This is a genomic window from Oscillibacter sp. ER4, assembly GCF_000765235.1.
Taxonomy (GTDB): Bacteria; Bacillota; Clostridia; order Oscillospirales; family Oscillospiraceae; genus Hominicoprocola; species Hominicoprocola fusiformis.
Window position 1 is genome coordinate 1 of record NZ_JPJG01000022.1, and the last position, 25,799, is coordinate 25,799.

General features: G+C 58.2%; 18 protein-coding genes and 1 tRNA gene. 9 read left to right on the forward strand and 10 right to left on the reverse strand.

Annotated elements, in window-relative coordinates:
- The first annotated feature begins 467 nt into the window (after positions 1-467).
- Genes NI20_RS0103960 through NI20_RS0103975 form a run of 4 tightly spaced genes read left to right on the forward strand, consistent with a single transcriptional unit; the run spans position 468 to position 8,346 of the window.
- The gene (locus tag NI20_RS0103960; RefSeq protein ID WP_052084411.1) at positions 468-755 is read left to right on the forward strand and encodes a helix-turn-helix transcriptional regulator; all 288 of its coding nucleotides are present in this window, start codon (positions 468-470) and stop codon (positions 753-755) included.
- Positions 748-3,192: an MMPL family transporter gene (locus tag NI20_RS0103965; RefSeq protein ID WP_033120157.1), complete on the forward strand. Its 2,445-nt coding sequence runs from the start codon at positions 748-750 to the stop codon at positions 3,190-3,192. The genes NI20_RS0103960 and NI20_RS0103965 overlap by 8 nt, the downstream gene beginning before the upstream one ends.
- On the forward strand, positions 3,179-7,720 hold the full coding sequence (locus NI20_RS0103970) for a GLUG motif-containing protein (RefSeq protein ID WP_033120158.1): 4,542 nt from the start codon (positions 3,179-3,181) through the stop codon (positions 7,718-7,720). The genes NI20_RS0103965 and NI20_RS0103970 overlap by 14 nt, the downstream gene beginning before the upstream one ends.
- Before the next feature lie 23 nt (positions 7,721-7,743).
- Positions 7,744-8,346 carry an AAA family ATPase gene (locus tag NI20_RS0103975; RefSeq protein WP_052084412.1) on the forward strand — a complete coding sequence of 201 codons (603 nt, stop codon included), beginning with the start codon at positions 7,744-7,746 and terminating at the stop codon, positions 8,344-8,346.
- Between the two features lie 663 nt (positions 8,347-9,009).
- Here the strand turns inward: NI20_RS0103975 and NI20_RS0103980 are convergent.
- The gene (locus NI20_RS0103980) at positions 9,010-10,197 is read right to left on the reverse strand and encodes a metallophosphoesterase (RefSeq protein ID WP_033120159.1); all 1,188 of its coding nucleotides are present in this window, start codon (positions 10,195-10,197) and stop codon (positions 9,010-9,012) included.
- Between the two features lie 165 nt (positions 10,198-10,362).
- Between NI20_RS0103980 and NI20_RS0103985 the strand changes: the two genes are divergently transcribed.
- The 3 genes from NI20_RS0103985 to NI20_RS0103995 all read left to right on the forward strand — a co-directional run bounded on the left by NI20_RS0103985 (position 10,363) and on the right by NI20_RS0103995 (position 11,587).
- Positions 10,363-10,698, forward strand: a complete 336-nt coding sequence (locus tag NI20_RS0103985; protein ID WP_033120160.1) for a hypothetical protein — start codon at positions 10,363-10,365, stop codon at positions 10,696-10,698.
- Positions 10,699-10,900: 202 nt separating this feature from the next.
- Positions 10,901-11,350: a helix-turn-helix domain-containing protein gene (locus tag NI20_RS14035; RefSeq protein ID WP_052084413.1), complete on the forward strand. Its 450-nt coding sequence runs from the start codon at positions 10,901-10,903 to the stop codon at positions 11,348-11,350.
- 12 nt (positions 11,351-11,362) lie between these two features.
- Positions 11,363-11,587 carry a hypothetical protein gene (locus tag NI20_RS0103995; RefSeq protein WP_033120161.1) on the forward strand — a complete coding sequence of 75 codons (225 nt, stop codon included), beginning with the start codon at positions 11,363-11,365 and terminating at the stop codon, positions 11,585-11,587.
- 41 nt (positions 11,588-11,628) lie between these two features.
- Here the strand turns inward: NI20_RS0103995 and NI20_RS0104000 are convergent, their stop codons facing one another.
- The 5 genes from NI20_RS0104000 to NI20_RS0104020 form a co-directional block, all read right to left on the reverse strand.
- Positions 11,629-12,471: a DegV family protein gene (locus tag NI20_RS0104000; protein WP_033120162.1), complete on the reverse strand. Its 843-nt coding sequence runs from the start codon at positions 12,469-12,471 to the stop codon at positions 11,629-11,631.
- A gap of 867 nt (positions 12,472-13,338) precedes the next feature.
- Complete coding sequence (locus NI20_RS0104005; protein ID WP_052084414.1) at positions 13,339-14,814, reverse strand: C69 family dipeptidase; 1,476 nt, start codon at positions 14,812-14,814, stop codon at positions 13,339-13,341.
- Positions 14,702-15,553, reverse strand: coding sequence for a hypothetical protein (locus NI20_RS0104010; protein ID WP_052084415.1), 852 nt, complete (start codon positions 15,551-15,553; stop codon positions 14,702-14,704). Before NI20_RS0104010 ends, NI20_RS0104005 begins: the two co-directional genes overlap by 113 nt.
- A 170-nt stretch (positions 15,554-15,723) precedes the next feature.
- Complete coding sequence (locus NI20_RS0104015; RefSeq protein ID WP_033120163.1) at positions 15,724-16,920, reverse strand: VWA domain-containing protein; 1,197 nt, start codon at positions 16,918-16,920, stop codon at positions 15,724-15,726.
- Between the two features lie 7 nt (positions 16,921-16,927).
- Entirely contained in the window at positions 16,928-17,743 is an 816-nt protein-coding gene (locus NI20_RS0104020; RefSeq protein ID WP_033120164.1) for a MoxR family ATPase, read from the reverse strand.
- A gap of 171 nt (positions 17,744-17,914) precedes the next feature.
- Here NI20_RS0104020 and NI20_RS0104025 point away from each other — a divergent pair.
- Together NI20_RS0104025 and NI20_RS0104030 are read left to right on the forward strand one after the other, a co-directional pair.
- Positions 17,915-17,991, forward strand: a tRNA-Arg gene (locus NI20_RS0104025).
- 147 nt (positions 17,992-18,138) lie between these two features.
- Positions 18,139-19,365 (forward strand): tyrosine-type recombinase/integrase, encoded by a 1,227-nt coding sequence (locus NI20_RS0104030; protein ID WP_033120165.1) that lies wholly within the window; start codon positions 18,139-18,141, stop codon positions 19,363-19,365.
- 278 nt (positions 19,366-19,643) lie between these two features.
- Here NI20_RS0104030 and NI20_RS13775 read toward each other — a convergent pair whose 3' ends face one another.
- The 4 genes from NI20_RS13775 to NI20_RS0104050 form a co-directional block, all read right to left on the reverse strand.
- The gene (locus tag NI20_RS13775; protein WP_369699394.1) at positions 19,644-21,989 is read right to left on the reverse strand and encodes a ribonucleoside-diphosphate reductase subunit alpha; all 2,346 of its coding nucleotides are present in this window, start codon (positions 21,987-21,989) and stop codon (positions 19,644-19,646) included.
- A 138-nt stretch (positions 21,990-22,127) separates the two neighbouring features.
- Complete coding sequence (locus NI20_RS0104040) at positions 22,128-23,339, reverse strand: FprA family A-type flavoprotein (protein ID WP_033120166.1); 1,212 nt, start codon at positions 23,337-23,339, stop codon at positions 22,128-22,130.
- Positions 23,340-23,361: 22 nt separating this feature from the next.
- Positions 23,362-25,275: an acyl-CoA dehydrogenase family protein gene (locus tag NI20_RS14480; protein ID WP_081958364.1), complete on the reverse strand. Its 1,914-nt coding sequence runs from the start codon at positions 25,273-25,275 to the stop codon at positions 23,362-23,364.
- 22 nt (positions 25,276-25,297) lie between these two features.
- Positions 25,298-25,729: an Rrf2 family transcriptional regulator gene (locus tag NI20_RS0104050; protein WP_033120167.1), complete on the reverse strand. Its 432-nt coding sequence runs from the start codon at positions 25,727-25,729 to the stop codon at positions 25,298-25,300.
- Between the last annotated feature and the right edge of the window lie 70 nt (positions 25,730-25,799).

The window sequence follows — 25,799 nt, forward strand, 5'->3', positions numbered from 1 at the left end:
CCTGCCAGGCGAACTGAGGGGATAATACTGGCTGCCCTACAGACGAACTTACTATGGCTCTCCCTATACGCTATTTGTGCGGTGTTGCCCTAAAATTTTCATAGCCAGGTCTCCTCTTATCCTAAAAATACCTGTTTCCTTCGTTCTGCCCCGTCTCGCTATGCTCTCGTTCCGATTTTCTTTCGTTTTACGTCAGTTAGTCATCTCTAACTAAAGCGTAGCAAATGACAGTGCAAAAGTCAAGATGTCTTTTTACCGCTCTTCGGTGCTTCCTTGCCCTTTTTCATCTTCTCCTTCACTCGATCAACAAATCCCCGCTTCAAAAGGGGCTGCGCATTGTTCATCTGTACTGGCCTGTTTTTGTCACTTCGCCAGATTTGTTCAAAAAATATCTGCTTTCGCAAATTTAATCTTGCTTCTTCCGGATATTTTCATATAATGTTGACGACTGAACAGGAGGTACCACCATGTATGTTACCTACAACAACCTTTTTAAGCTCCTCATCGACAAGGGCTTAAATAAAACGGAATTTGCGCGCGAGGTCGGCATCAGCTCCAACACGCTCGCCAAGCTCTCGAAAAATGAGCTCGTCTCGCTCGAGGTGCTTGTGCGCATCTGCCGCCAGCTCGACTGTTCGCTCGGCGACGTGGTGCAGCTCGCCCCGCCCGAGCCGCCGATCAAAAGCGGCCTTGAGCGCATGAAGAAGCGAAGACCCACCCACGAGAAAGGAGGCAATGCGTACCGCCATGAGTAACGAAACCAAGGAGACCGGCTCCAGCTTTATGGAAAAGCTGTCGACGGTCATCGTCGACAAGCGAAATCTCATCTTTCTGCTCACAATCATTCTGCTCGTATTCTCCGCCTTTTCCCGCAACTGGGTCGAGGTCGAGAGCGACCTGACGTACTACCTGCCGTCTGATTCCGAGACGAAGCAGGCGCTCGACATCATGGACGAGCAGTTCACGACCTATGGCACGGCCGAGGTCATGGTGGCCAACATCACACCAGAGCAGGCCGCCGCGCTCGAGCCCAAGATCAAGGAGATCAAGGGCGTGCAGAGCGTGGACTACGACGAGACCACCGCACATTATAATAACCTCTCCGCCCTCTATTCCATCACCTTTGCCTACAGCGAGGATGACGAGGCCTGCCTCGACTCGCTCGAAGCCGTGAAGGAATACCTGTCCGACTACGATCTGTATGTCGACACGGACCTTGGCAACACGCAGCAGGAGACCATCGACCACGAGATCAGCGTCATCATGGTGTATGTCGCCATCGTCATCGTGCTCGTGCTGCTCTTCACGTCCGAGACCTACGGCGAGGTGCCGGTGCTCATTCTGACGTTCGTGGTCGCACTTGTGCTGAATCAGGGCACGAACTTCCTGATGGGCAAAATCTCGTTCATTTCAAACTCGGTCACAAGCATCTTGCAGTTAGCGCTGTCCATCGACTACGCCATCATCTTCTGCAACCGATTTAAAGAGGAGCACCGGCTGCTGCCGCTGCGTGAGGCCGTCATCGTCTCGCTGAGCAAGTCGATCCCCGAGATCGGTGCGAGCAGCCTCACGACCATCGGCGGCCTTGTGGCGATGCTCTTCATGCAGTTCAAGCTCGGTCCCGATATGGCGCTTTGCCTCATCAAGTCGATCTTGTTTGCGCTGCTCGCAGCGTTCATCGTAATGCCCGGCCTTCTGATGCTCTTCGGCCCGCTGATCGACCGCACGCAGCACCGCAGCTTCGTGCCGAAGATCCCGTTCGTCGGCAAGCTCGACTATGCCACGCGCTACATCATCCCCATCGTCTTCGTGGTGTTGGCCGTCATCGGCTACCGCCTGTCGTCCGACTGCCCCTACGCCTACGGCTATGGCCTCATCTCCGCCCCCAAGCAGAATGAGACGCAGTTTGCCCAGCAGATGATCGAGGATAACTTCACCTCGAAGAACATGCTGGCGCTCATCGTCCCCACGGGCGACTACGACAAGGAGTCCGCCATTTTGGACGAGCTCGGCCAGTACAACGAGGTCGACTCCACGATGGGTCTTACCAACATTGAGGCGCTCGACGGCTACATGCTCGCCGACAAGCTGACGCCGCGTCAGTTCGCCGAGCTTGCGGGGCTTGATTATGAGGCCGCGCAGGTCGTCTACGCCGCCTACGCCGCGCAGCATTCAGAATATGGCAAGCTTGCGGGCAATCTCGCCACCTACAAAGTCCCGCTCATCGACATGTTTCTCTTTGTCTGCGATCAGGTGGATTCCGGCATCGTGACGCTCAGTGACGACCAGACGCAGATGCTCCAGGATGCCGAGGTCCAGATGAACAGCGCCAAGGCCCAGCTTCAAGGTACGGATTACGACCGCATGCTCATCTACCTCACGCTGCCCGAAAGCAGCGACGAGACCTACGCCTTCACCGACAAAATTCTCGAAATTGCCGAAAAGTATTACCCCGATGAAAACGTCTACCTCGCGGGCGAATCGACGAACGAATACGAATTCGAAAAGTCCTTCGCCGTGGATAACAAGGTCGTCAGCATCGTGTCGGTGCTCGTGGTTATGCTGGTGCTGCTCTTCACGTTCAACTCCGCCGGTATGCCGGTGCTGCTGATCCTCGTGATTCAGGGCTGCATCTGGCTCAACTTCTCGTTCCCGACCATCACGGGCAAGTACATCTTCTTCTTAGGATATCTAATTGTTTCTTCCATCCAGATGGGCGCGAATATCGACTACGCCATCGTCATCGCCAGCCGCTATCAGGAGCTCAAATCCAAAATGCACCACCGCGACGCCATCGTCGAGACGCTGAACTTCGCCTTCCCGACGATCATCACCTCCGGCTCGATCCTCTCGATCTGCGGCTTTTTGATCGGCAGCATGACATCTGAGCCCGTCATCGCGGGCATCGGCGAGAGCCTTGGCCGCGGCACGGTCATCTCCATCATCATGGTCATGTTCGCCCTGCCGCAGATCTTGCTCATCGGCAGCGGCATCGTCGACAAGACCTCGTTCTCCGTCCCGTCCATCACGGAAAAGAAATCGGGTCACGGTAAGGTCTCCGTCAACGGCATGGTGCGCGGCAACATCAATGGTACGGTGCATGGCATCATGCACGCCACGGTCGAGGGCGACATCGACCTGAATCTGATCTCCGGATCTGCAAATGAGGAGCAAGACGATGAAGAAGACTAATCATTTCTATCGCTTCTGCGCGCTTGCACTCTCGTGCCTGCTGCTCATCTCGCTTCTCCCTGTCACGCAGGTCTTGGCAGACGGGGACGGCGCCATCCACATCAAGAGCGCAGAAGACTTACGATCCCTCGCGCATTCCTGCACGCTCGACTCCTGGTCGCGCGGTAAAACCGTTGTGCTTGACAACGATATCGAGCTGACCGACGATGACGAGCTCCCCATCCCGACGTTCGGCGGCACGTTCAACGGCAACGGCCACACCATCAGCGGCCTTTCCATCACGCAGAGCGTCTCCCCCGCCGGTCTTTTCGGCGTGCTGCAAAAGGACGCCGTCATCAAAAACCTGAATGTTGAGGGCACGGTCAACCCGTCCGGCGACAGCGAAAATATCGGCGGCATCGTGGGTGAAAACCACGGCACGATCGAAAGCTGCACATTCAACGGAAGTGTTTCCGGAAAACGCAGCGTCGGCGGCATCGCGGGCCGCAACCTCGCCACGGGCATCGTGCGCGCGTGCGAAGCCTCGGGCGCGATCTTCGGCCAGAGCATGACCGGCGGCATCGTGGGCGAGAACCTCGGCTCCATCGTCTCCTGCCGCGGCCGCGCGTATGTGAATATCGAGAGCACCGACCCCAGCATCGACCTGAGCGATCTGAGCCTCGATTTCTCGCTTGACCTTGCAAGTCTGTCCCGACTCGACACGCTCAATATCGCCACCGACACCGGCGGCATCGCGGGCTATTCCTCCGGCGCGATCGCGTCGAGCACGAACTATGCCGCTGTCGGCTACCAGCACATCGGCTACAATGTCGGCGGCGTGGTCGGCCGCAGCAGCGGCCAGATCCTTGCGTGCAGCAACGAGGGTGCGGTCTGCGGACGCAAGGACGTCGGCGGCATCGCCGGCCAGATGGAGCCCTATGTGCGCACGCAGGTCTCTGCCAGCCAGCTCTCGCGCATCCAGTCGCAGATCAAGGAGCTCGACTCGCTCGTCAAAAAGGCCGTTAACGACGCCGAATACGGCTCGAGTGAGATTTCCGACCGTCTCGGCCTGATCTCCGGCTATCTCTCCGACGCATCGGACGCGGCGAACGACGTGACCATCGACGTCGACCCCGACGCCATCCCCCAGCCGAGCATCAGTATCGACGGTGATTTTGACCCCGATGACTTCGATCCTGAGAATCCCACTCTGCCGGATATCAACGTCAGCTTCGATCAGGATTTTGACGTCTCCGACGTCGTCACCGTGTCGAACATCAACATGGTCGTCGGCTCGGTCACCGCGGCGAACAGCCAACTCTCGCTGATCACCGAAAACGTCAAAAACACCAGCACGGCTCTTTCCGCCGATATCCGCAACATCAGCAGCAAGTTCAACGAGCTCACGAACACGATGTTCTCCGCCATCTCCTCGCTCACCGGCGGCACGGGCGATCTGATCGTCGACGCCTCGAGTGTCGATATCAACTCCGTCACGCTCGGTAAGGTATCGCTCAGCCGCAACAGCGGCGCAGTGTACGGCGACGTCAACACCGGCGGCATCGCCGGTTCCATGGCCATCGAATACACGCTTGACCCCGAGGACGATGTCACGGGTCACCTTTCGAACATCTACCGCAAGCAGTATGAATACAAGTCCATCATCCAGAAGTGTGTCAACACCGGCGATGTGTCCGGCAAGCGCAGCTATGTCGGCGGCATTGTCGGCCGCATGGACCTCGGCTATCTGACTGCGTGTGAGACGTCGTCCTGCACCATCACGAACGAAAACGGCAGCTATACCGGCGGCATCGCCGGTCTCACCGGCGCGACGGTGCTCGGGAACTTCTCCAAGTGCACGCTCAGCGGCAAGAAGTATGTCGGCGGCATCGTCGGCTCCGGCGTGCAGGAAAATGTCGACGGCAGCGGCAGCAGCGTCCGCTGGAACTACTCGCTCGTCGACATCACCGACTGCCAGCAGTACCAGGGTGCGATCTCCGGCAGCGACACGGGCACATTTGAGCATAACTACTATGTCTCCGACGATCTCCCCGGCATCAACCGTCAGGGCTACGCCGGACGGGCCGAGCCCATCAGCTATTCTCAGCTGCTCGCACTCAGCGACCTGCCCGAGAGCATGAAGTCCTTCACGCTCACCTTCGTTGCTGACGATAAAACTGTGCTCAGCCGCACTTTCAACTACGGCGACTCCATCGACGAAAGCGACATCCCCGAGCCGCCCACCAAGAGCGGCTGTCACGTCCACTGGGACCGCACCGACCTCACGAATCTGCACTTTGACACCGTCGTCACCGCTGTTTACGAGGCCTACACCCCCGGCCTTGCCTCTGAACAGACGCGAGAGAGCGGACAGGCTGTCATCTTGGTCGAGGGCAACTACAACGACGGCGACACCATCACCGTGACCGCCCAGCCGCTCACGCCTGCGGCGTTCGACGTGCAGTCCGGCACTGTGCTCGACCGCGTGAAGGGCTACTTCTCCTGCCTCAGCCGCGGCGAAATGCCTTCGATGGTTGCCAACGCCGAAGTGCTCGAGCAGTGGCGCATCGAGCTTGCCGACGACGGGCAGGACACGCACACCGTGCGCTATCTCCCGCCCGACGGGCAGAAGGAGCTGCGCATCTACACCCGTGAAGACGGCGGCAGCTGGCAGGAGGCCGACTGCGGCACGATGGGCAGCTACCTCACCTTCTCCACGAGCGGCGACAGCGTTGAGTTTGCCGCCGTGCGGACGCTCGACGTCTGGGGCATCTGGCTCGGCGTGCTCGCCGTGCTGGCTGTTCTGATCCTTATCATCGTTCTGCTCGTCCACCGTCACAAGCGCAAGGCGCGCAGACACGCCGAAGCGCTGGCGCGCAGCGCGAGCGCCGTCTCGCAGGCCGAGCAGATCGTCCGCGGCGAGGACGCCAATGCGTCCACAGCAGACGAAGCCCCTGCCAAGACGGGTGCCCTCACGTCTACAGCGGTCGAAGATGCCACACAGGCGGATGCGCCTGTGTCCGCTGAATCTACGGCAGTCCCCGCCGCCGTGGCAGTAGCAGCGACCGCTGCGCCGGTCGTCACCGCCGCGGTCGAGGGCGCAGAAAGCGTTCCCACTTCCGAACCCGCTCCCGCAGCCGATCCCGACTCCATCGAGGCGCGCCTTGCGCGCGCGGAAGAGGAACCTCGGCTTCTTCGCGAGGAGCGCGAGGCACGCGAAAACGTGCTCACGCAGCCCGCAGTACCGCCCGCGCCGAAAAAGCGCAGGCACCGCCGCTTTCTCCCTATTCTCATCACGATTTTAGTCTTGCTCGGCGCGGCTGCGGCGTTCTTCCTCCACTCCGACTTTAAGAAGGACCTCGAAGCCTACCGCCTTGTCGAGGCGCGTGTCAAAGAGGACCCGATGACCATGGACGTCACGGTCGACGCCTCCTATGGCAAAATCAGCCTGAGCGCGGATGCCTCCGTCGCCCGCACGAAGAAGGACGGCGCTCCCATCACCTGCATCGACCGCGACGGCGCGGCGCTCTACTATGCAGACGGCGCGATCTACCTTGAAAACGGCAAGTCCTACGCTGTCGGCGGCGCATTCCCAAATTACGCCGAGCTCATGGATGAGACCGCCGAGCTCTGCCGCACGCTCACGGTGACGAAATCCGTTGACGGGCAGGAAAAGCGCTACACCCTCACCGCCGAGGGCGACGACGCGAGCACACTGTTGCGTCTTCTCACCTCGGACGAGATCGCGAACGCCGCATCGCTTTCCGCGATCCGCGTGGATCTCACCGCTGAGAGCGGCGAGCTGATGGACGTAAGCTTCACGGCGGAAAACTCCGGAGATCTTCGCGTGGAGGCCGCCGCGCACTTCACCGACGCGCTCGCGCCGGTGATCCCCGACGATGTGCTCACCGCCATCCATTCGGGCAGCAATGACGACGCTTCCACGCTGACGGACAACGCGCTCCGTCTGCTGGGTGCCTGGGGCGAGCTGACCGCGGACGATCTGTCCGCCGACATCGCCCTTTCCGCCGACTGCGGCCCGATCGTGCTGAACAGCACGCTCCAGTACGACCGCAGCAGCATCGACAGCCAGAGCTACGGCAGCATCCAAAAAAACACCCTCGCCGTCTACTTCTCCGGCAGCAAGATCTGCGACGCGGACGGCAACAGTGTCGACACCGCGAGCCAGCAGCTCGTCGATGCCACGTCGCTCATTGACCTCTGCTACCAGTCCATTCTGAACGGCAGCGCGGGCTGCGATAAGGCGAGCGACGGCTATCTCTACGGTCTTTCGCTCGACTCCGACGCGATGAGCGAGCTCGCCGCCGCCATCGCGCCGGATATCAAGGCACAGGATGTGACCTTCTCCTCCGGACGCATTTCCGTCCGCGTGAGCGAGCAGGGCGAGCTCCAGTCCGTCAACATCTCGTGCAGCGGCGCGCTGCACCTCATCCTCTCCGACGCTCCGGTGTCGCTCTCCGCCGTCATCACCCCGGCGGATCGTGCATTCTCGATTCCCCAGCCGGCGCTCAACGCGCTGAAACAATAGAAAAGCGGAGGGAGATTCATACTATGGGAAATCGCATCATCAGCATCAGCCGCCAGTTCGGCAGCGGCGGCCACGAAGTGGCCGTGAAAACAGCGGATCTCCTCGGCATCCGCGTCTATGAGCGCGAGCTGATCCGCCTCGCGTGCGAGTACGGCGAGCTTTCGGAAAAAACGCTCTCCCCCTCGGACGAAAAGGCGACCAACCCCTACCTCTTCCAGACCGTGCACGAGGGCAACCACCATGTGCTGCGCGGCAAACCGACGAGCGAAGTGCTCTTCGCCCTGCAAAGCCACGAGATCCGCCGCATCGCCCGCCACGAGGAGTGTGTGTTCGTGGGGCGCTGCGCGGACTATGTGCTGCGCGGCGAAGACGTGAGGCTTCTCACCGTGTTCGTCGCCGCGCCGGACGAGCACCGCATCCAGCGCAAAATGGCGCAGGAAAAGCTCACGCGCGACCAAGCCATCCGCCTGATCCGCAAGATGGACAAGCAGCGCCGCAAGTATTACGAGAGCTACACCCACAAGACTTGGGGCGCGCCGGAGGGGTATGATCTTTACCTTGACACCGGTGCGCTGTCGACGGCCGAGGCCGCAGCGGTCATTGCGGACCGCTTTCGCAAGCTGTAAAAAATTGGGGGCCACCGAACGGTGGTCCCTTCTTTTTTGCGTCCCGAAAGGGCTGCGGTTTTCCCCGCCTGACGCGGGGAAGCGAGCAAAGTGGGACATTCTCTCACGTGAGAGAATGTCCCACTTTAGATCCCCCAAGAGAACGCAAGGGGCCTTGCCCCTTGACCCCGCCATTGTCGGCGCTGGGCTTGAAGAGCTGCACGCGCTGCGCAATCGGGTGCGGTGTACATGGCTTCGCCATGAGCCCCTACGATTCGTTTTCGTTTGCAACCGCGCCTTACTATCGTGAGGCGCGTGTGACGACAGCACGGCGGCAGACTGCGTGCCGAATGCGGCATTACTGCACTCGCCGCATTGATGAGTGCCTCGGTAGACGGAAATTAGGCTGCACTGCCACGAGACTGGCAGAGCGGCAGCGGATAATAGAAGCAGAGGCAAGTCGTATAGCAGAACCAATGGCGGTGAGCGTCAGCAATACCGCCACGCAGGCAGTTGCATTCCGGAGGCAAAAGCCCCTTCGAGCCCGAGACTGCCAATCTAAGCCTTTCTCTTGGGGTTCCAAAGGGGCCATTCTCTTTCGCAAAAGAGAATGGCCCCTTTGACTCGTGCAGCGCCTTCGGCGCTGCGATCCCCGCGGCACAAGTGCCGCAAAGTGCTTTGCATTTATGCAAAATAGATGGTAATCGGACAAATCTCTGCTTTTGTCCCCACGCGCATGTTGGGTCCGAACAGGCCGACGCCGGAGGTGACGATGTTGTGCATCTTTCCCTTTTGGAGATACCCGCAGGCATTTTCCCACATCAGCTTGATGGTGAGATTTCCCGGGAACATCTGTCCATCGTGCGTGTGGCCGCAGAGGTCTACGTCGACGCCCGCGTCCGCAAGCTCCTGCAGCTCCTTGGGCTGGTGGTCGAGGACGATGATGGGCTTATCCTTGTCCAGACCTGCCGTGATCTCATCGGGCGTCTTGCGCGTCTCGATGCCGCGGCCCGGGCGGTGCGCGTCGGGGCGGCCATAAAGGTAGAACTTTCCGTCGATGAGCATGCCCTCGTCACGCAGGAGCGTGATGTTCGCGTCCTTCAAGAATTCGTCCATGCGCGGGTCGCTCTCCTTCTTCTCGCTCTGGCGGAAGGTGAAGCCTGCGAGCACCGGCTCTTCGATGTCGTGGTTGCCGTAGCAGGCGTAAACGCCGTATTTCGATCGGATGCCGCGCAGCGTGGTGACGATGGTCTCAGGGTCTTCCACCGCCTCCCACTCGTTATCGAAGATGTCTCCCGCGATGACGACGAGGTCGGCGTCCTGTTCGTTGATCCTGTCTACCATCTGCTGCATCTGCTTTTCGCCGATGTTGTAGCCAAGGTGCAGGTCGGCCACGAGCACAACCTTCATCTCGTCCATGCCCTCAACAGTCTTATCGACCGTCACGTCATACGGCGTCACGTGGATGATGCGCGCGTTGACGACGCCCCAGATGGATGCGATTAAAATGACCAGCGCGCACACACAGCCCGCGATGCGGTGCATCTGTGTCGTGACGAAAATGTGCTTGAACGGCAGCACGTACCCCAGCAGCAGCCGCAGCAGGTCCGCCGCGATGACCGCGAGCAGCACATACAGCAGTACGCCGAGCCAGTAGTTGCCGATGAGCTTCATCACGCGCCGCGCCCGCCCCTCCGGCAGGAAAAACGCGATGACGATGGAGCAGGCCAGAAACGCCTGCACAGCCACGGGCAGCGCCCAGTGGCGCGCTGTGCGGAAAAACGGGAACCATGCCTTCACCCAGCCCATCACGCGGCGCAGTAAATAGTAATTCGCCAGCAGATACACCGGCGCAAGCAGAATCGCGATCATGTCAACGCGGGAGCATTGCTCCCCTCGCTTCCTTTCGAATCAAAAATCTTCGGTCATCATAGCACGTTTTTCTATCCATTGCAACGCATCGCCGCAGTTGACATTCCGCATGCGGCATGATACCTTTAGAGTCGAAAAATAAACTGGATCAAGGAGGACGATCCGATGAAAATGCTCGAAACCATCCACATTCTCCCCGTGCGCGCGGAGAGCGCTGCGCCCGCGCCGCTGCGCGGCAAAAAGCTCGACCAGCACGCCGTGCTGCAAGTCGTCCGCAAGGTCGACTGGAAAAAGGCCGGCCTCATCGCCGGCGGCGTGACTGTCGTGTGCGCCGCAGCCGGCACAGCGAGCCGGTACAAATTCTATCAGGGCATCGTCGCGCGCGAGCTCAAAAAGCAGCTCGCCCCGCTGAATGACAAGCTCGACGCCCTGCAGGCTGAAAACCGCATGCTGCGCGCGGAGCTTGAAAAGAAGAACGCCCCTACCGAGGAGCAGAACTAAAACGAAATCGCTCGAACAAATTCTTGTTCGGGCGATTTTTTGCTCTCCGCTGGCGCTTTCCCCCTCTGCATGGTAAAATGGGTGAAAACAGGACTGTTTTCCGCAAAAAGTCTTCATTGCTACCCACGGTTGCGCGATTGCCTACTGCAATACATGGCATTTTGCGCACACTAACGCTATGCTTTTTGCGAAAGGAGGAACCATGGCACTACCTGAAAAACTCTACACACTGCGCAAAAAGAGCGGTCTTTCGCAGGAGCAGCTTGCAGAGGCGCTGAACGTCTCGCGTCAGGCCATCTCTAAATGGGAGGGCGGCAGCGCGATGCCTGAGAGCGACAAGCTCCTCGCGCTGAGCAATTACTTCGGCGTCTCGCTCGACTGCCTTCTAAAAGACGGTGCGCCGAATGCCGCGCCCGCCGAAGCGCAGGAGGAGCACCGGACGATGCGGCTTTTGAGCCTCATTCTCTGCTTCGGCGGCGCGGCCGCGCTGATCGTCTATGGCGTTTTGTCGATCCTTGTCCCGTCCGTTCCCGCGCAGATCAGCGGATCGTCGATGATCCGCATCGACGGCAGTGGCATTTTTCTGCTGCTCTGCGTCGCGGCCATTGCCGCGGGCGCGGCGCTGCTGCTCAAAAGCACCAAACACAAATAAGGAGGTCTCTCCATGAAAGCTCTGTCCTGTACCTTCGCCGCGTTGGCGATCCTGCTCTCCGATGTGATGTGCGCCACCGTCGCATTCAGCTATTGCGACATGCTCTGGGGCATCCGCTATGCTTCTTACAGCGCACCGGCGAGCACCGCGTTTCTGCTCGTCATCCCCTACGCCGCCGCCATCTCGGTCTGCACCGCGCTCGCGGTCATCTTTTGGCGAAAAAGCGCAAAATGCTGAAAAAGAACCACCGTATGGCGAGCCATACGGTGGTTTCTCCTTTACTTTCTCACAAACAGGATGCCAAGCGTGTTCGGGCCGCAGTGGCACGAGACGGTGCAGCCCGCCTGCGTCTCTTCGACGGTCTCAAACGATCCGTACTGTACCGCTTCCTCCTTCGCCGCGGCCACGACGTTCGCGTCCGCCGCCGCGTGGGTGATGAACGCGAGCTCCGGCGCGATGTCCTCGCGCCCGTCAAGGCGCTCTTTTACATACTGGCGGATGCACTTTTCAAACGAGCCGCGGTACTTCTTGCACACACCCATCTTGCCGTTTCGCACCTCGATGCAGGGCTTCAGGTGCAGAAGATTCGCGCCCAGCGCGGCCACAGCCGAGCAGCGGCCGCCCTTTCGCATGTAGTCGAGGCGCTCGATCAAAAAGCTCGCCTCGACCTTCGGCGCGAGCGCGCGCACGCGCTCGGCGATCTCCGCGCCGGAAAGGCCCTGCTCGGCGAGCTTCGCCGCCGCGACAACCAGAAGGCCCTGGCCGGTGCTCAGATTCTCCGAATCGACCACAAAGACGTTCTCGTACTCCTGCGCCGCGGCGCAGGCATTCTGATAGCAGCAGGAGAAATTCGCGCCGATGGTGATCTGCACCACCGCGTCATACTCGTTCGCGTAGCGCGCGAACATCTCGCCGTACTCGTACTGGCTGACCGCCGACGTGCTGCAAAGGTCTCCGCCGCCGTCCACGTGGGCAAAAATGTCGGCGGGCGTGATGTCCACACCATCGTGGAAGTCCTTGCCGTCCTTGATGACGCACAGCGGCGTGACGGCGATATCATAGCGCTCGAGCAGCGCGGGCGACAGGTCGCACGTGCTGTCGGAAATAATCTTCACTCGCATCGTTCGTTTCTTCCTTCCTGAAAGATAAAAACCTCATCTGCGGGCATCCCCGCCGGAACTTACAACATCAGATTTTATATTTTTACCGCAAGTAGATGAACTCTTTCTCAACGCAGCATCAACTTCTGTTGATATTTCTCCCGACTGTTCCGCAAAAAGGGCCCCCGAAGAAAATCTTCGGGGGCTCTCCTGTTTGCTTTTGTCGCGGGCATGCGGACGAAAAGTTGGACTCCCCCAGAAGTCAAAGGAGGAATTATAGTGTCCGCACCACCGAAGTATACGAAAGAAGAGATGCAAAGAGCCGTTGAATATCTAATCGCTCACCGTCGCAATTATTCAGAGACAATTCGGCAATTAGGATATCCAGCATCAAGAGGAGCTCTTCGCAAGTGGTATCTTGCATACCAAAAGGAAAACAATATAACTGCCCATTATGTAGGGCGTTCACCATACTCCATCGAAGAACGGGAATATGCCGTTAAATACTATGTCGAGCATCACGTCAGCGTGAAGCAGGCTATCCGCGATCTTGGTTATCCGGCGCAGGGTGTTATGTATGAATGGATCAAGGCAGACGCACCGGATGTTTTCTATACAAGGGCTTGTCATAACAATGGACGTCTATTAAAATGTTCTCTGGGAGAAATCAGTGAAGCAGTAATAGAATTGTGCCAATCCCAAGATCCAGATTCGGTAGCATCAAAATATGGTGTTTCTAACGATACCTTATATTCTTGGAAAAAGCACTTTCTCGCAGATAACGAAAAGAGTGCATTACTTATGGCAGTAACAGATGGCAAGCAGACAAAGGCATTTCTCAAATATCTCACGAAAGATCGCTCTGAGCTTTTAGCTACTAAGGAAGCTTTAGCTGTCCGCCTTCACGTCGGTGAAGGTCATCTCGCTTGCGGTCGGCTCGGGGCTGCCGGCGGCGCGCCACAGGAACGTGACGGCCTGCGCGCGGGTGCAGGAGTCGTTGGGGGCGAAGGTCGTCTCGGTCTTACCGGAGGTGACCTTCTTATCCACGGCCCAGTTCACAGCGTCCACATAGTAGGCGCCTTCCTTGACATCGGTGAACACGCTCGGCTGGAGCGCTTCATCCTTCGTGATGTACTCGACGAGCTCAACGCCAAGCTTGTGGGCCTTTTCAGTCATAGTCTTGCCGTTCTCGGTGGCAAGGGCGCGGGCATCATCCGCCTTGACGAGCTGGTCGGTCGTGACGAAGTCCTTGTAGAGCCCCTGCTGGAGGGCGGCGAGTTTATCGGCGACGTAGGCCTTGGCCTCGGCCTTCAGGGGCTTGCCGGTGATCTTGTCGGCGTTGGCGATGTAACCGCCGAGACCCTCAAACGTGAAGTAATAGGAATCCTTCCAGTTGCTCGGATACGCCTTGAAGCCGGAAACGCGCTGCCAGTTGCCATCGGCATCCTGCGCCCAGCTCATGCCGTAGGTGCAGAAGGTGTCGGGCTTTTCAGTCGTAAACTTCGCGGACGCGGTGCTGACCTGATAACCCTTGTACATGCCGTCGATCAGCATGGGATAGTACGGGACAAACACGTTGTAGGACATGTTGCCGACGCCGACCCAGCCCACGGTCGCGGTCTCGACCGGACGGTCCTTGAAGAGCCGGAATATCTCGATCTCCTGGTTGCTGGCCTTGCCGATGGAGGAGAGCTTGTAGTAGCCAAACACATCGTCCTTGTCGAGCTTGCGGTCGGCCTTGATGTTGGTGTAGAGCGCGACGAACTTGTCGCTCGCGTCAAGGTTGGAGATGGTGAATTTCGTGTTGTCAGCCACGAGTGCGTCGCTGTCGTACTTGTAAGTAGCGTTCAGGTAGTTCAGGCCGTCGATCATGCGCTGGTCCATCTTCTCGCTGATGCGGGCGTAAGACGCACGGAAGTCGATGATGTTCTTTGCCTCGTCGCCGACGAACGTGCCGGGCTTCTTCGCCACCGCGATCAGGTCCTTGGAGGCGATGACGTTCTCATCGTCCAGATCGACGCGGCCGATGACGGCCATGTTGGGTTCAAGGAAGATCATGTTGTCGTTGAGCTTGATGGCGACATACTGCGTGCCGCTGCAATTTTCAACGTACCAGACCTCGTCCTTGTCGCAGACGAACACGCCGGAGGCGGCCACGCAGCCGTAATTCTCGTAGATGTCGAGCAGCAGCTTCACGCCCTTGCGCGCGGAGGAGGCCTCGGCCAGGATGATGGTCGGGATGTCGGTCTCTTCAATGCCGATGCGCTCGCTCTTGTTCGCTTCCGCCCATTCGGCGTCGCGGTACGGGTCGGCTTCCGTCACCTTTTCGTTGCCGTAGAGCGTTTCGGTCGCGGAGACGGACACGCCCTTTTCGTTCGTGCCGAACTCGGTGTAGGAGTAGCTCCTCCTGCGTGAAATTTTCCGTCACATGCTCGGTTAAAAAGCGCTTGATGGCCTCGATCTTTTCGACCTGCGTTTTGTAGAAGTACGGCCGCTCGCTCTCCTCCTGCGGGATGGTCATGGCATCAATGCAAAGCAGCAGCTCTAAAATTTTGACCTTGAAGTACGGGATGCGGATCTTTTCCGGCACGCGGTACATCTCGCCGAAGATGTGCTCCATCCGCTCCGCCCCGTGGACGACGCGCGGCGTGCTGCCGAGCTGCCAGCGCTCGATGATCTTCTCCGGCGTCGCGGGAAAGTCTTTGACTTCGCGCGGGAGCGATTCTCTCACAATGTCCCGGTCGAACGCGACCGTCAGCCCGTGGTAGTGGCAGGACGGGAAGTGGAACGTGCCCGTGTGCTGCTCGCGCAAATCGAGCTTCATATCCCCCGCCGCCGTGTAGGGGACCAAGTTGTCGCTCGCGGCGTACTCCATGCGCCCCTCGCGGCAGTGGTCGATGGCGAGCATCCGCCGGTCGGCCACAAAATCGCACTCGTAGCGCTCCATGTGAAAGTCGTTGAACGCGAGCATCACGCCCGGAAAGACCTCATAGGTGGTCATCGTGCCGTCGCCGGTCTCGTTTCGAAACTGCCAGACCGCGCAGCCGTCGCTCTGCGCCAGCAAAATAGCGCCCTGATGCTCCAATAATTTCTCTGCGGTCATCTCTTCCGCTCCTGTCTTTTTAGGTTAGTCGTCTCTAACCTTCTGGCAGTATACCACAGCTTTTGCCGCTTGTCTTTCCCCATCGGGCGAAATTGTTCCGTTTGGACACCAATTTTGCCGCCGTGGGTCAAAAAAGAGGGCGGGTAACTCCCGTCCTCTTTTTTATTCCTTTACCGGTTCACGAGCAGCTTTTTCATGCCGCGCTCGAGACCGTCGACGGTCAGCGGGTACATGTCTACCGCCCTTGCGATATAGCCGTAGCTCTCACCCCAGTAGCCTCCCCAGCGCGGGGGCTCCTCGGGATTGAGCCAAATCAGGTGATCGTAGTGCTCGCGGAAGCGCTTGATCTGATCAAGACCCGACCATTTCGCCTCGCTGGTGCGGTAGTCGTAGCGCTTTTCCATCAGCTCGTACATGTCCATCAGCGCATCGCCGACTAAAATGACCTTGTACTCGTTGCCGAAATTCTGCAGGATCCAGTCCGTCGGCACCGCGTGCTCGCGGTACATGCGCGGGTCGGTATAGACGCTTGAATAAATGCAGTTGTGGAAGTAGTAGACGTGCAGCTCTTTAAAATGGTTCGACTGCCGCGCCGCCTGGAAGAGCATGGAGCAGAGGTTGGAATAATACTCCATCGAGCCGCCGGAGTCCATCAGCATCAGCACCTTGACGGTATTTTTGCGCGGACGCTTGTAGCAGACCGACAGCGTTCCCGCGTTGTCGCAGGTCTCGCGCACGGTCCCATCCACGTCGAACTCCGTTTTGGCCTCCTGCGTCTGCTCGGAATACTGGCGCAGCAGGCGGAACGCCATCTGAAACTGACGAATATCGAGCACATTGTCCTTGCGGAAGTCGCGGAACCTGCGCTCCCCTGCCACCTGAAACGCGCGGCGGTACATGCTCTTCCCGCCCACACGGATGCCCTGCGGGCTGTGGCCGCTATTGCCGAAGTTTGAGTAGCCGTTCGTACCGATCCAGTACGAGCCGCCGTTGTGCTCCTCGGTCTGCTCCTTGAGGCGCTCTTCGAACATTTTGAGAATTTCCTCAATGCTCTTTTCCTCATAGCCCTGCGTGCGCAGGAACTTGCGGAACTCCTCCATTGCGGCGGCAGGGTTGTTGAGCCAGTCCATCAGCTCCTTGGGAAGCTCGTCCTGATATGGCACGCCGTCGAAGTATTCAAGGAAGATCTGGTCGAACTTGTCGTAATCTGCCTCGGACTTGACGAGCACCGCGCGACAGAGCTCATAAAAGCCCGTGAGCGAATCGTGCTGCAGGTCCAGCATCAGCCCCTCGATGAGCGTCATCCACTCATTCAGGCTGACGCGAAAGCCGTGCGCGCGCAGAAGGTAGAAAAATCCAGTAAACATGGCGTTCTTATCTTCTCAGTCGGCGCTGCACGGTGGAGATATCCTTGTCCTTTTTGAGGAGCACCCCGATGAACGGGATCTCCTTCGTGATGCGGGACGTGTCCACGCCGGTAAGCTCGAGCGCGCGGATCCAGTCGACAAGCTCGGATGTCGAGGGTTTTTTCTCCACCGAGTCGATCGAGCGGATATAGTAGAACGCCTGCATCGCCTGCATCAAAAGCGTCTCGTCGACATGATCGAAGTGGACGCGGATGATCTTTTCCATCTGCTGCTGGTCGGGGAATTCAATATAGTGGAAGATGCAGCGGCGCAGAAACGCGTCCGGCAGCTCCTTTTCCGCGTTCGAGGTGATGATGACGATGGGACGGTGCTTGGCCTTGATGGTCTCCTTCGTCTCGGGAATGTAGAATTCCATCTTGTCGAGCTCCCAAAGAAGGTCGTTCGGGAACTCGAGGTCTGCTTTGTCGACCTCGTCGATCAGCAGCACGACCTGCTCGTCGGCGGAAAACGCCTCGCCGAGCTTGCCGAGCTTGATATACTTTGCGATATCGTCCACGCCGGATGTGCCAAACTGGCTGTCGTATAAACGCTGCACCACATCGTAGACGTACAGGCCGTCCTGTGCCTTCGTCGTGGACTTGACGCTCCAGATGATGAGCTTTTTGCCCAGCGCCTCGGCCACAGCCTCGGCGAGCATCGTCTTTCCCGTGCCCGGCTCGCCCTTGATGAGAAGCGGTTTTTTGAGCGCCATCGCGATGTTCACCGCATTCATCAGCTCTGGGCTCGCAACATAGTTTTTGCTGCCTTTGAAAGTATTTTCCATAGTGTGCTCCTTGCAAAAAATCAAAATCAATGATATTTTACCCTTGCCACACGCCCCTTGTCAAATTCATTGTTTTGACCTGTCCTCAAATTTTTTCTAAAAATTTGAAATTTCCTCTTGCATTTCCCTGAAAGCTGTGGTAGTATAACACCGTTGTCCGATATGAGACACGCGCCGTTAGCTCAGCTGGATAGAGCGTCTGGCTACGGACCAGAAGGCCGGGGGTTCGAATCCCTCACGGCGTACCAAAGTAAAGTCTTGAAACTGCAATGGTTTCAAGGCTTTCTTTGTTTTTCGGGGTAAAAATCACGCCTCTGGAAATCCGAAAAAGCGCACAAAAAAGCGCACAGCCGTCTGAAAACCTGAGATATCCCTAAGAGAAAGGGTGTATCTTCATGGCTCATATCAGGGCAAACACAAAGAATGGCAAAATCGTTTCCTATCGCTTCACCGTCTGTTTAGGCCGAGACTGCAACGGAAAGCAAATCCGAAAATACACTACATGGCCCATCCCACCCGATACAAGCACAGCCAAGGCAAAGAAAGCTGCCGAACGTGCTGCTGATATTTGGGAACAGGAGCTTATAAGCGAGTATCACAAAAAGCTCGAAGCAGAATCAGCAGGCAAGACATATCAGATACCAGCAGAAAAACGCCACGACGATTTTGTTTCCTTCGTCAATGATGTCTGGTTTCCTCTTCAAGTTCGGGATGGTAAGCACAAGCCCAAAACCATCGCTTTCTATGAGAGTATGACAAAGCTACTCCTCCCCTGCTTTAGTGGCTCCACCTTACAAGGAATCAGCTCCCTCGATATCCAGCGCTGCCTCACCTTCCTTCGCACCGAGCACAAGAATCAGCACGGAAAGCCGTTAACTCCCAAAACACTGCACCACCTGTATAACACACTGAACCTGATTTTCGGTTTCGCTGAAAAGCAAGAGCTGCTTGTCAAAAATCCTATGAAGCTGGTTGACAGTCCCAAGAAAGAAAAAAAGCCTGTCGATGCCTTGACCGAGGAGCAAGCCAAAAAATTCTTCTCTCTGCTCCCCGATACTCCCCTTGATTTTCACTGCATCCTGCAACTGCTGATAACGACCGGAATCCGTCGTGGTGAGTGTATGGGTCTAAAATGGAGCGACATCGACGAGAAGAATTGTACCATCAGAATCGAGCGCAACATTGTCTACACACCGGAATGCGGTGTAATCGTCAGCTCGCCAAAAACAGCGACCAGCATCCGCACTATCCCCATCATGCCAAGCACATTGTCCTTGCTCAAGCAGCTACGAAAGGCGACACAATCCCAGCATCCTAACACTATCCTACGGAATGCCTTTCTTTTTCCCAAGGAGGACAATATCTTCCAACCTCGTGACCCGAACTCAGTAACAAGGCGGGTAAAACGCTTTATGAAAAGGAATGGTCTGCCTGATTTATCCCCACACGATTTGAGGCATTCCTGTGCGACGCTGCTTCTATCCCAAGGCGCTGATATCAAAAGCGTGCAGGAGATTTTAGGACACGCAGATGCAAGTACAACGCTGAATTTCTATGTCAAGTCTGACCTGCAACAAATGCAAGCTGCAACCGACAAATTCGCTGCCGCTTTCAACCTATAACAGAATAAATCACTATAAGGGAGGGCTTAATGCTCTCCCTTTTTTCATGTTTTTTTGAGGCAACCTACCCCCTTGTGCTCCTGTGCTCAGCGCTAAGATTTTTACCCCGGAAAATGTAAATTCACCTATCCAAGAACTGTGCTGCTCCTATGAGTGGTGCAGTTCTTTTTATATATTCAACTCTACCCAAGAAAGGAGGTGTCCCCATGGTGTTCTTTACTCTCTTCCTGCTCTTCGTGTTCCCGTTCCTGCAAGCTGGCCCGCTCGATAATTGGGTCTCATTGGTCGATCAGATGCGCCGCCTTATAGTACCACCATGTATCCATAGAAAGCTCCGGGGCAACGCGGGGCAGCATGCAGCCCTTTTTCTCCTCTAAGAAGAATTTCTTCATAATTGGATCGATGCCCGCCGACGTGTCGGAGAGGATAGATGTGCTGGAGGTCGGTGCGACCGCCAGCAGATAGGCGTTGCGCATTCCCTGCACCGCCACCGTTTCCGCAAGCGCCTGCCACTTTTCGGAGGTATAACCCCGCTTTTCAAAATACGCGCCCGTCTGCCAGTCGCTGCCCTCAAAGAGTGCGTAACGACCCTTTTCCCGTGCCAGTGCTGCGTCCGCCTTGACGGCGGCGTAGTTGATGTGCTCGAACACCGCGTCGGTGAAGGCAAGGTGCTCCTCGCTCTCCCAGCGGATGCCGCGCTTTGCCAGCATGTGGTGGTAGCCGCTGACGCCCAGGCCGATGCTGCGGTACTTCTGATTGGTAAGCCGCGCGTATTCCAACGGGTAGAAGTTGAGGTCGATCACATTATCCAGTGCGCGGATGGCCGTTTCCACCGTGCGTTCCATATAGGCCTCGTCCTCCACCGGCAGATTACCGAGAGACAGACTCGCCAGGTTGCAGACCACAAACTCACCTGGGCGTGTGGCCGTCACCACCACTGTGTCGCCGTTCTCCGTGTGCACCTCAGTGCTGATATGCGCGATGGGCGCCATGTTCTGTGCGATCTCCGTGCAGAGATTGGAGCAATAGATCATTCCCGTGTGGCCGTTTGGGTTCATACGATTTACGCTGTCGCGGTTGAAGGCGAAGGGCGTGCCGGTCTCCACTGCCGAGCGAAGCACCAGCCGCACGATGTCCTTGACGGTAACGCTGCGCTTTTCGATGCGCGGGTCATTGACGCAGTCCAGATACCGCTTCTCCCATTCCGTCCCCCAGTAATCCTCCAGTGCGTAGCCCTTGACCGTGAGGATCTCATGCGGACACATGAGATGCCACGGCGCGTCTATGTTCTCCTCCGCCAGTCGCCAGAAGAGATCCGGATAGCACACGGCGGGAAACACATCATGCGCCTTCATGCGGTCGTCGCCGTTGTTGGTGCGCAGTTGAAGGAATTCCGGCAGATCCCGGTGCCATGCGTCTAAGTAAACCGCTACAGCGCCCTGCCGCATCCCCAACTGATCCACCGCCACGGCGGTGTCGTTGACCAGCCGGATCCAGCGGATAACACCGCCCGCCGCCCTTTGAAAGCCGCGGATGGTGCTGCCTGCAGCGCGCACCTTACCGAAGTACATCCCCATTCCACCACCGAATTTAGAGACCTTTGCGAAGTTGTCCAGCGAGCGGTAGATGCCGTCCAGACTGTCCGGCACAGTGTCCACAAAGCAGCTTGAAAGCTGATGGTAGGGCTTTCGTGCGTTGGACATGGTAGGTGTCGCCATCGTGACCTCCATACGGCTGAGCATATCGTAAAAGCGCTTTACCCACCCCATGCGGTCAGAGCCTTCGTTCATAGCAAGATGCAGCGCGATACCCAAAAACATCTCCTGCGGTGTTTCCAGCGGCACGCGGCTGCGTGACTGGATCACATAGCGTTTGAGCAGCAGGTCAAGGCCGGAGTAGGTGAACAGCTCGTCCCGTTCCGGGCAGAGGAATCTCTCCGCCATGGCGATCTCCTCGTGGGTATAGCGGGCAAGGATATAGTCACCGTAGAGTCCCTTATCCGTCAGATAGCGAAGCCTGCCATAGAGGTCGCCGATGCCGCGCCCCTCCCATTCCTGTGCGTTGCGACAGCGAAAGGAGTGGTTCAGAAGCCGCGCCGCGATGAACTCCCACTTGGGTGCCTCTGCCGTAGTCAGCTCTACCGCTGCCTTGGTCAGTGCCTCAACCCGCTCATCCTCCGTCATGCCCGGGCGACAGAAACTCTCAAACTTCATTTGAAGCGCCGCGAGGGAGTAGACTTTCTCGGTAAAATCCATCTGGATGCGGCGCAGCACCTCGTCAAGCGAGTTATCCCCCACCGTCTGCGCGATGGTATGCCGGACGCGGCGCAGCGCAGACCGCTTTTCGCGATAGAGGATGTACGCCTTGGCCACCTCATAGTGTCCGCGCTCCATGAGCGTCCGCTCCACCTCGTCCTGCACACGCTCCACGGTGAGCGGCGCTGCGGCGGCGAGGTTGTCGAGAACGGCGGCGAGGATATCATTCAGCTCTCTGCTCCCGATCTCCATCCCCTGTCCATCAAACGCTTTTTTCATGGCGTTGAAAATTTTCTCCTGTTGAAAGGGAACAGACTCCCCGTTTCGTTTTCTGATCTCCATTTCGATCCTCTCATCTTCTCCGGTCACTTCTCATGTCCTTTTGGGCAAAGAGCGGGCAAGCGCAGTATCACGCTTGCCCGCTCTGTTTTTGAAAGCCGGTTTTTCTGCAGCCGACGCGGCGGGGCTGTTTGTTGTCTGTTGTCTTGGTTTTGGCTTCCCTGCCAGTCACTTCATAGATTCCAGAATGGCGTCCGCCAGTGTTTCCAGCTCAGTGCGCTTATCCGTACCCATGGACGAGGCGAGGCTGAGCCGCTCGTTGAGCACAGTCATGTTCTTAAGCTCATCGTTGACGAATTTCTGCATGAGGTCACCGGACTTCACCGCCCATGAGCCGTTTTCAATGATGGCAAAGGTGCGGTTTTGCAGATTCAGTGCTTTCATATCCATGAGGAAGTCGTGCATGGCGGGGTAGATGCCGAGGTTGTAGGTCACAGAGGCCAGGACAATGTGACTGTACTTAAACGCCTCGGAGATCAGCTGGGAGACATGAGTGGAGGACACATCGTACATCGCCACCTTGCTCATGCCCTTATCGCAGAGCGACGCCGCCAGCGCCTGCGCCGCGTTCTCCGTGTTGCCGTACATGGAGGCGTAGACGATGAGCACGCCCTTGATCTCAGGGGCATAGCGGCTCCATGTGTCGTACTTTTCGATGAACCAGCCCAGATCCTTGCGCCACACGGGGCCGTGGAGCGGGCAGATGTACTTGATCTGATCCAAAACGCCGCCGGCCTTTTTCAGCAGGAGCTGGATGTGGGGGCCGTACTTGCCCACGATGTTGGCGAGGTAGCGGCGGGCGTCGTCCAGCCAGTCCCGCTCGAAGTCCACCTCGTCGGCAAACAGCTTGCCGTCCAGCGCGCCGAAGGTGCCGAAGGCGTCGGCGGAAAAGAGGACGCCGTCGGTAACGTCGAGGGTCACCATGGCCTCCGGCCAGTGAACCATAGGCGCTCCCACAAAGGTGACGGTGTGCTTGCCGAAGGAGAAGGTGTCGCCCTCCTTCACCTCGATGCACTCATGTCCGTCCACATGGAAGCCGAACTGCCGCATGAGCATGAATGCCTTCTCGTTGGAGATCAGTTTCACCTTGGGATGGCGCAGCAGGATCTCCTCGATGCAGGCGGCGTGATCCGGCTCCAGATGGTTGACCAGCAGGTAGTCCAGCTCGCGGCCATCCAGCACATACGCCAGATTTTCCAAAAGCTGGCGGCAGGCAGACCAGTCCACCGTGTCAAAGAGCACCGTCTTTTCATCCAGCAGGCAGTAGGAGTTGTAGCTTACGCCCCGGGGAATGGGGAAGCAGTTTTCAAACAGGGCCAGGCGATGGTCGTTGGCGCCCACCCAGTAGAGGTCGTTCGTTACTTTACGCACGCAATACATCTTATCTTACCTCCTTCACGGCTCAAGCCTTTACAAATTGATCCTTCGTCTCCGCGCACTCGGGACACACCCACTCGGCGGGAAGCTGCTCAAAGAGCGTACCGGGCGCGATCTCGCCGTCCTCGTCGCCCAACTCCGGCACATACTCGTAGCCGCAGCCGCTGCAGACGTAGCGGTCGCCGATGGGGGCGGGCTTCGGCGGCGTGGGCCGCTTCATCTTTACCATGGGCGGCGCGGGCAGCTTTTCGCCGCTATCCAGCGCAGCGGTGAGCAGGGGCAGGATCTCCGCCACATCGCCCACGATGCCGTAGTCGCAGTTCTTGAAGATAGGCGCGTTACCGTTCTTATTGATGGCCACGATGGTGGAGGCGTCCTTGATGCCCTTAAGGTGCTGGGATGCGCCGGAGATGCCGCAGGCGATGTACAGATTGCCGGTGAACTTCTGACCGGACATACCCACATAGCGGTTCAGCGGCAGATATTTGAGAGTCTCCGCCACAGGGCGGGAAGAACCGATGGCCGCGCCGGCGGCCTTGGCCAGCGACTCTACCAGTTTCATGTTCTTTTTCTCCCCGATGCCCTTGCCCGCGGAGACCACCCGCTCCGCCTGCGGGATGGGCGTATCCATAGGGATGCCCACGGAGAAGTCGTGGCCGTCCTTCTTCAGCGCCGCCACAAGGTCGGCCACCTGCTGGGCGGCATCCCCCTCCCGGAAGATGGTCTTCTTGCGGATGCCGGTGATGGGCGCGGGTTTCTTGGCCGCCGAGCGGCTCTCGCCGCCGGAGCTCTTGCCCAGCCTGCCCACCAGATGAGAGGCGATGACCACCCGCTGGATCTCGTTGGTGCCCTCGTAGATGGTGGTGATCTTGGCGTCGCGGTAGGCCCGTTCCACCTCCATGCCCTTGAGGAAGCCGCTGCCGCCGTGGATCTGCAAGGCATCGTTGGTGACCTCCAGCGCGATGTCCGAGGCGTACATCTTCGCCATGGCGGACTCCATGCCGTAAGGCGCGTGCTGCTCCTTCAGCTCCGCCGCGGAGTAGATGAGGAACCGGGCGCAGCGCAGCTTGGTGGCCATATCCGCCAGCTTGAAGGCGATGCTCTGCTGGGCCGCGATGGGCTTGCCGAACTGGACGCGCTCCTTGGAATAGCTCAACGCGTGCTCAAACGCGCCCTGGGCGATGCCCAGCGCCTGCGCGGCGATGCCGATGCGCCCGCCGTCCAGCGTGGACATGGCAATCTTGAAGCCCTCGCCCTCCTTGCCCAATAGGTTTTCCTTGGGGACCTTCACGTCGTTGAAGATCAGCTCCGCCGTGGAGGAGGAGCGAATACCCATCTTGTCATAGTGGTCGCCGAACTCAAAGCCCTTCCAGCCCTTCTCCACGATGAAAGCGGAGATGCCCCGGGTGCCGATGTCCGGCGTGGTGACGGCGAAAACCACATAGGTGTCCGCCTTAGGGGCGTTGGTAATGAAGATTTTGCCGCCGTTGAGGAGGTAGTAGTCCCCCTTATCCAGCGCCGTGGTCTCCGTGCCGCCGGCGTCGGATCCGGCGTTGGGCTCCGTGAGGCCGAAGGCGCCGATCTTCTCGCCCTTGGCCAGCGGAACCAGGTATTTCTTCTTCTGTTCCTCAGTGCCGTAGGCGAAAATGGGCCATGAGCCAAGGGAGACGTGGGCGGAGAGGATAACGCCCGCGCCGCCGTCCACACGGGCCAGCTCCTCCACCGCGATGGCGTAGCTCAGGGCGTCCAGACCGGCGCCACCGTACTCCTTAGGGTAGGGAATGCCCATCCAGCCCAGCTTCCCCAGCTTCTTGACAGCCTCCTCGGGAAACTCATTATTCTGATCCATTAAAAATGCGAGGGGCTTGATCTCCTCCTCCGCAAAACTCCGGATCTTCGCGCGCAGCTCTTCGTGCGCCGCCGTGGTTTGAAACAGCATACGGGTACCTCCTCTTAAAATTTTACAGCTCGCTTGTATCTTGGGGATCGGATTTGCCAGTCAGCAGCCTGCGCAGGCTCACGGCGCGGAACGCCTCGTCCTGCTTTCGCTGCAAGGCCGCCAGCTGATAGTGGATGGCGCACCGCCCGTGCTCGTCCTGCCAGCGGCACTCAAATCCCGGCTCCATGCAGGCGCACAGGACGCCCCGTTCCCCCATGACCCCCATGAGATCGTAGAGGGAGGTCGCGTCCAGGTCGCAGGACAGTTCGCAGCCGCCGAGAGCGCCGCGGCTCACCCGCACCAAATTGCCGGCGGAGAGCTTGCGCAGGATCTGGTAGGCAAACTGATTGGGGATCAATTCCGTTTCCGACATCTCGGCCACCGAATGCTTCTCCCCGTCCAGCAGCACCCGCAAAATGCGCAGCGCGTAGTCCGTCTCTTTGGTGATGATCATGCTCCGCATCCTCTTTTCGCTTGCTTGTTAGTGCCATCATATCAATCTTGACAAATTTTGTCAAGATAAT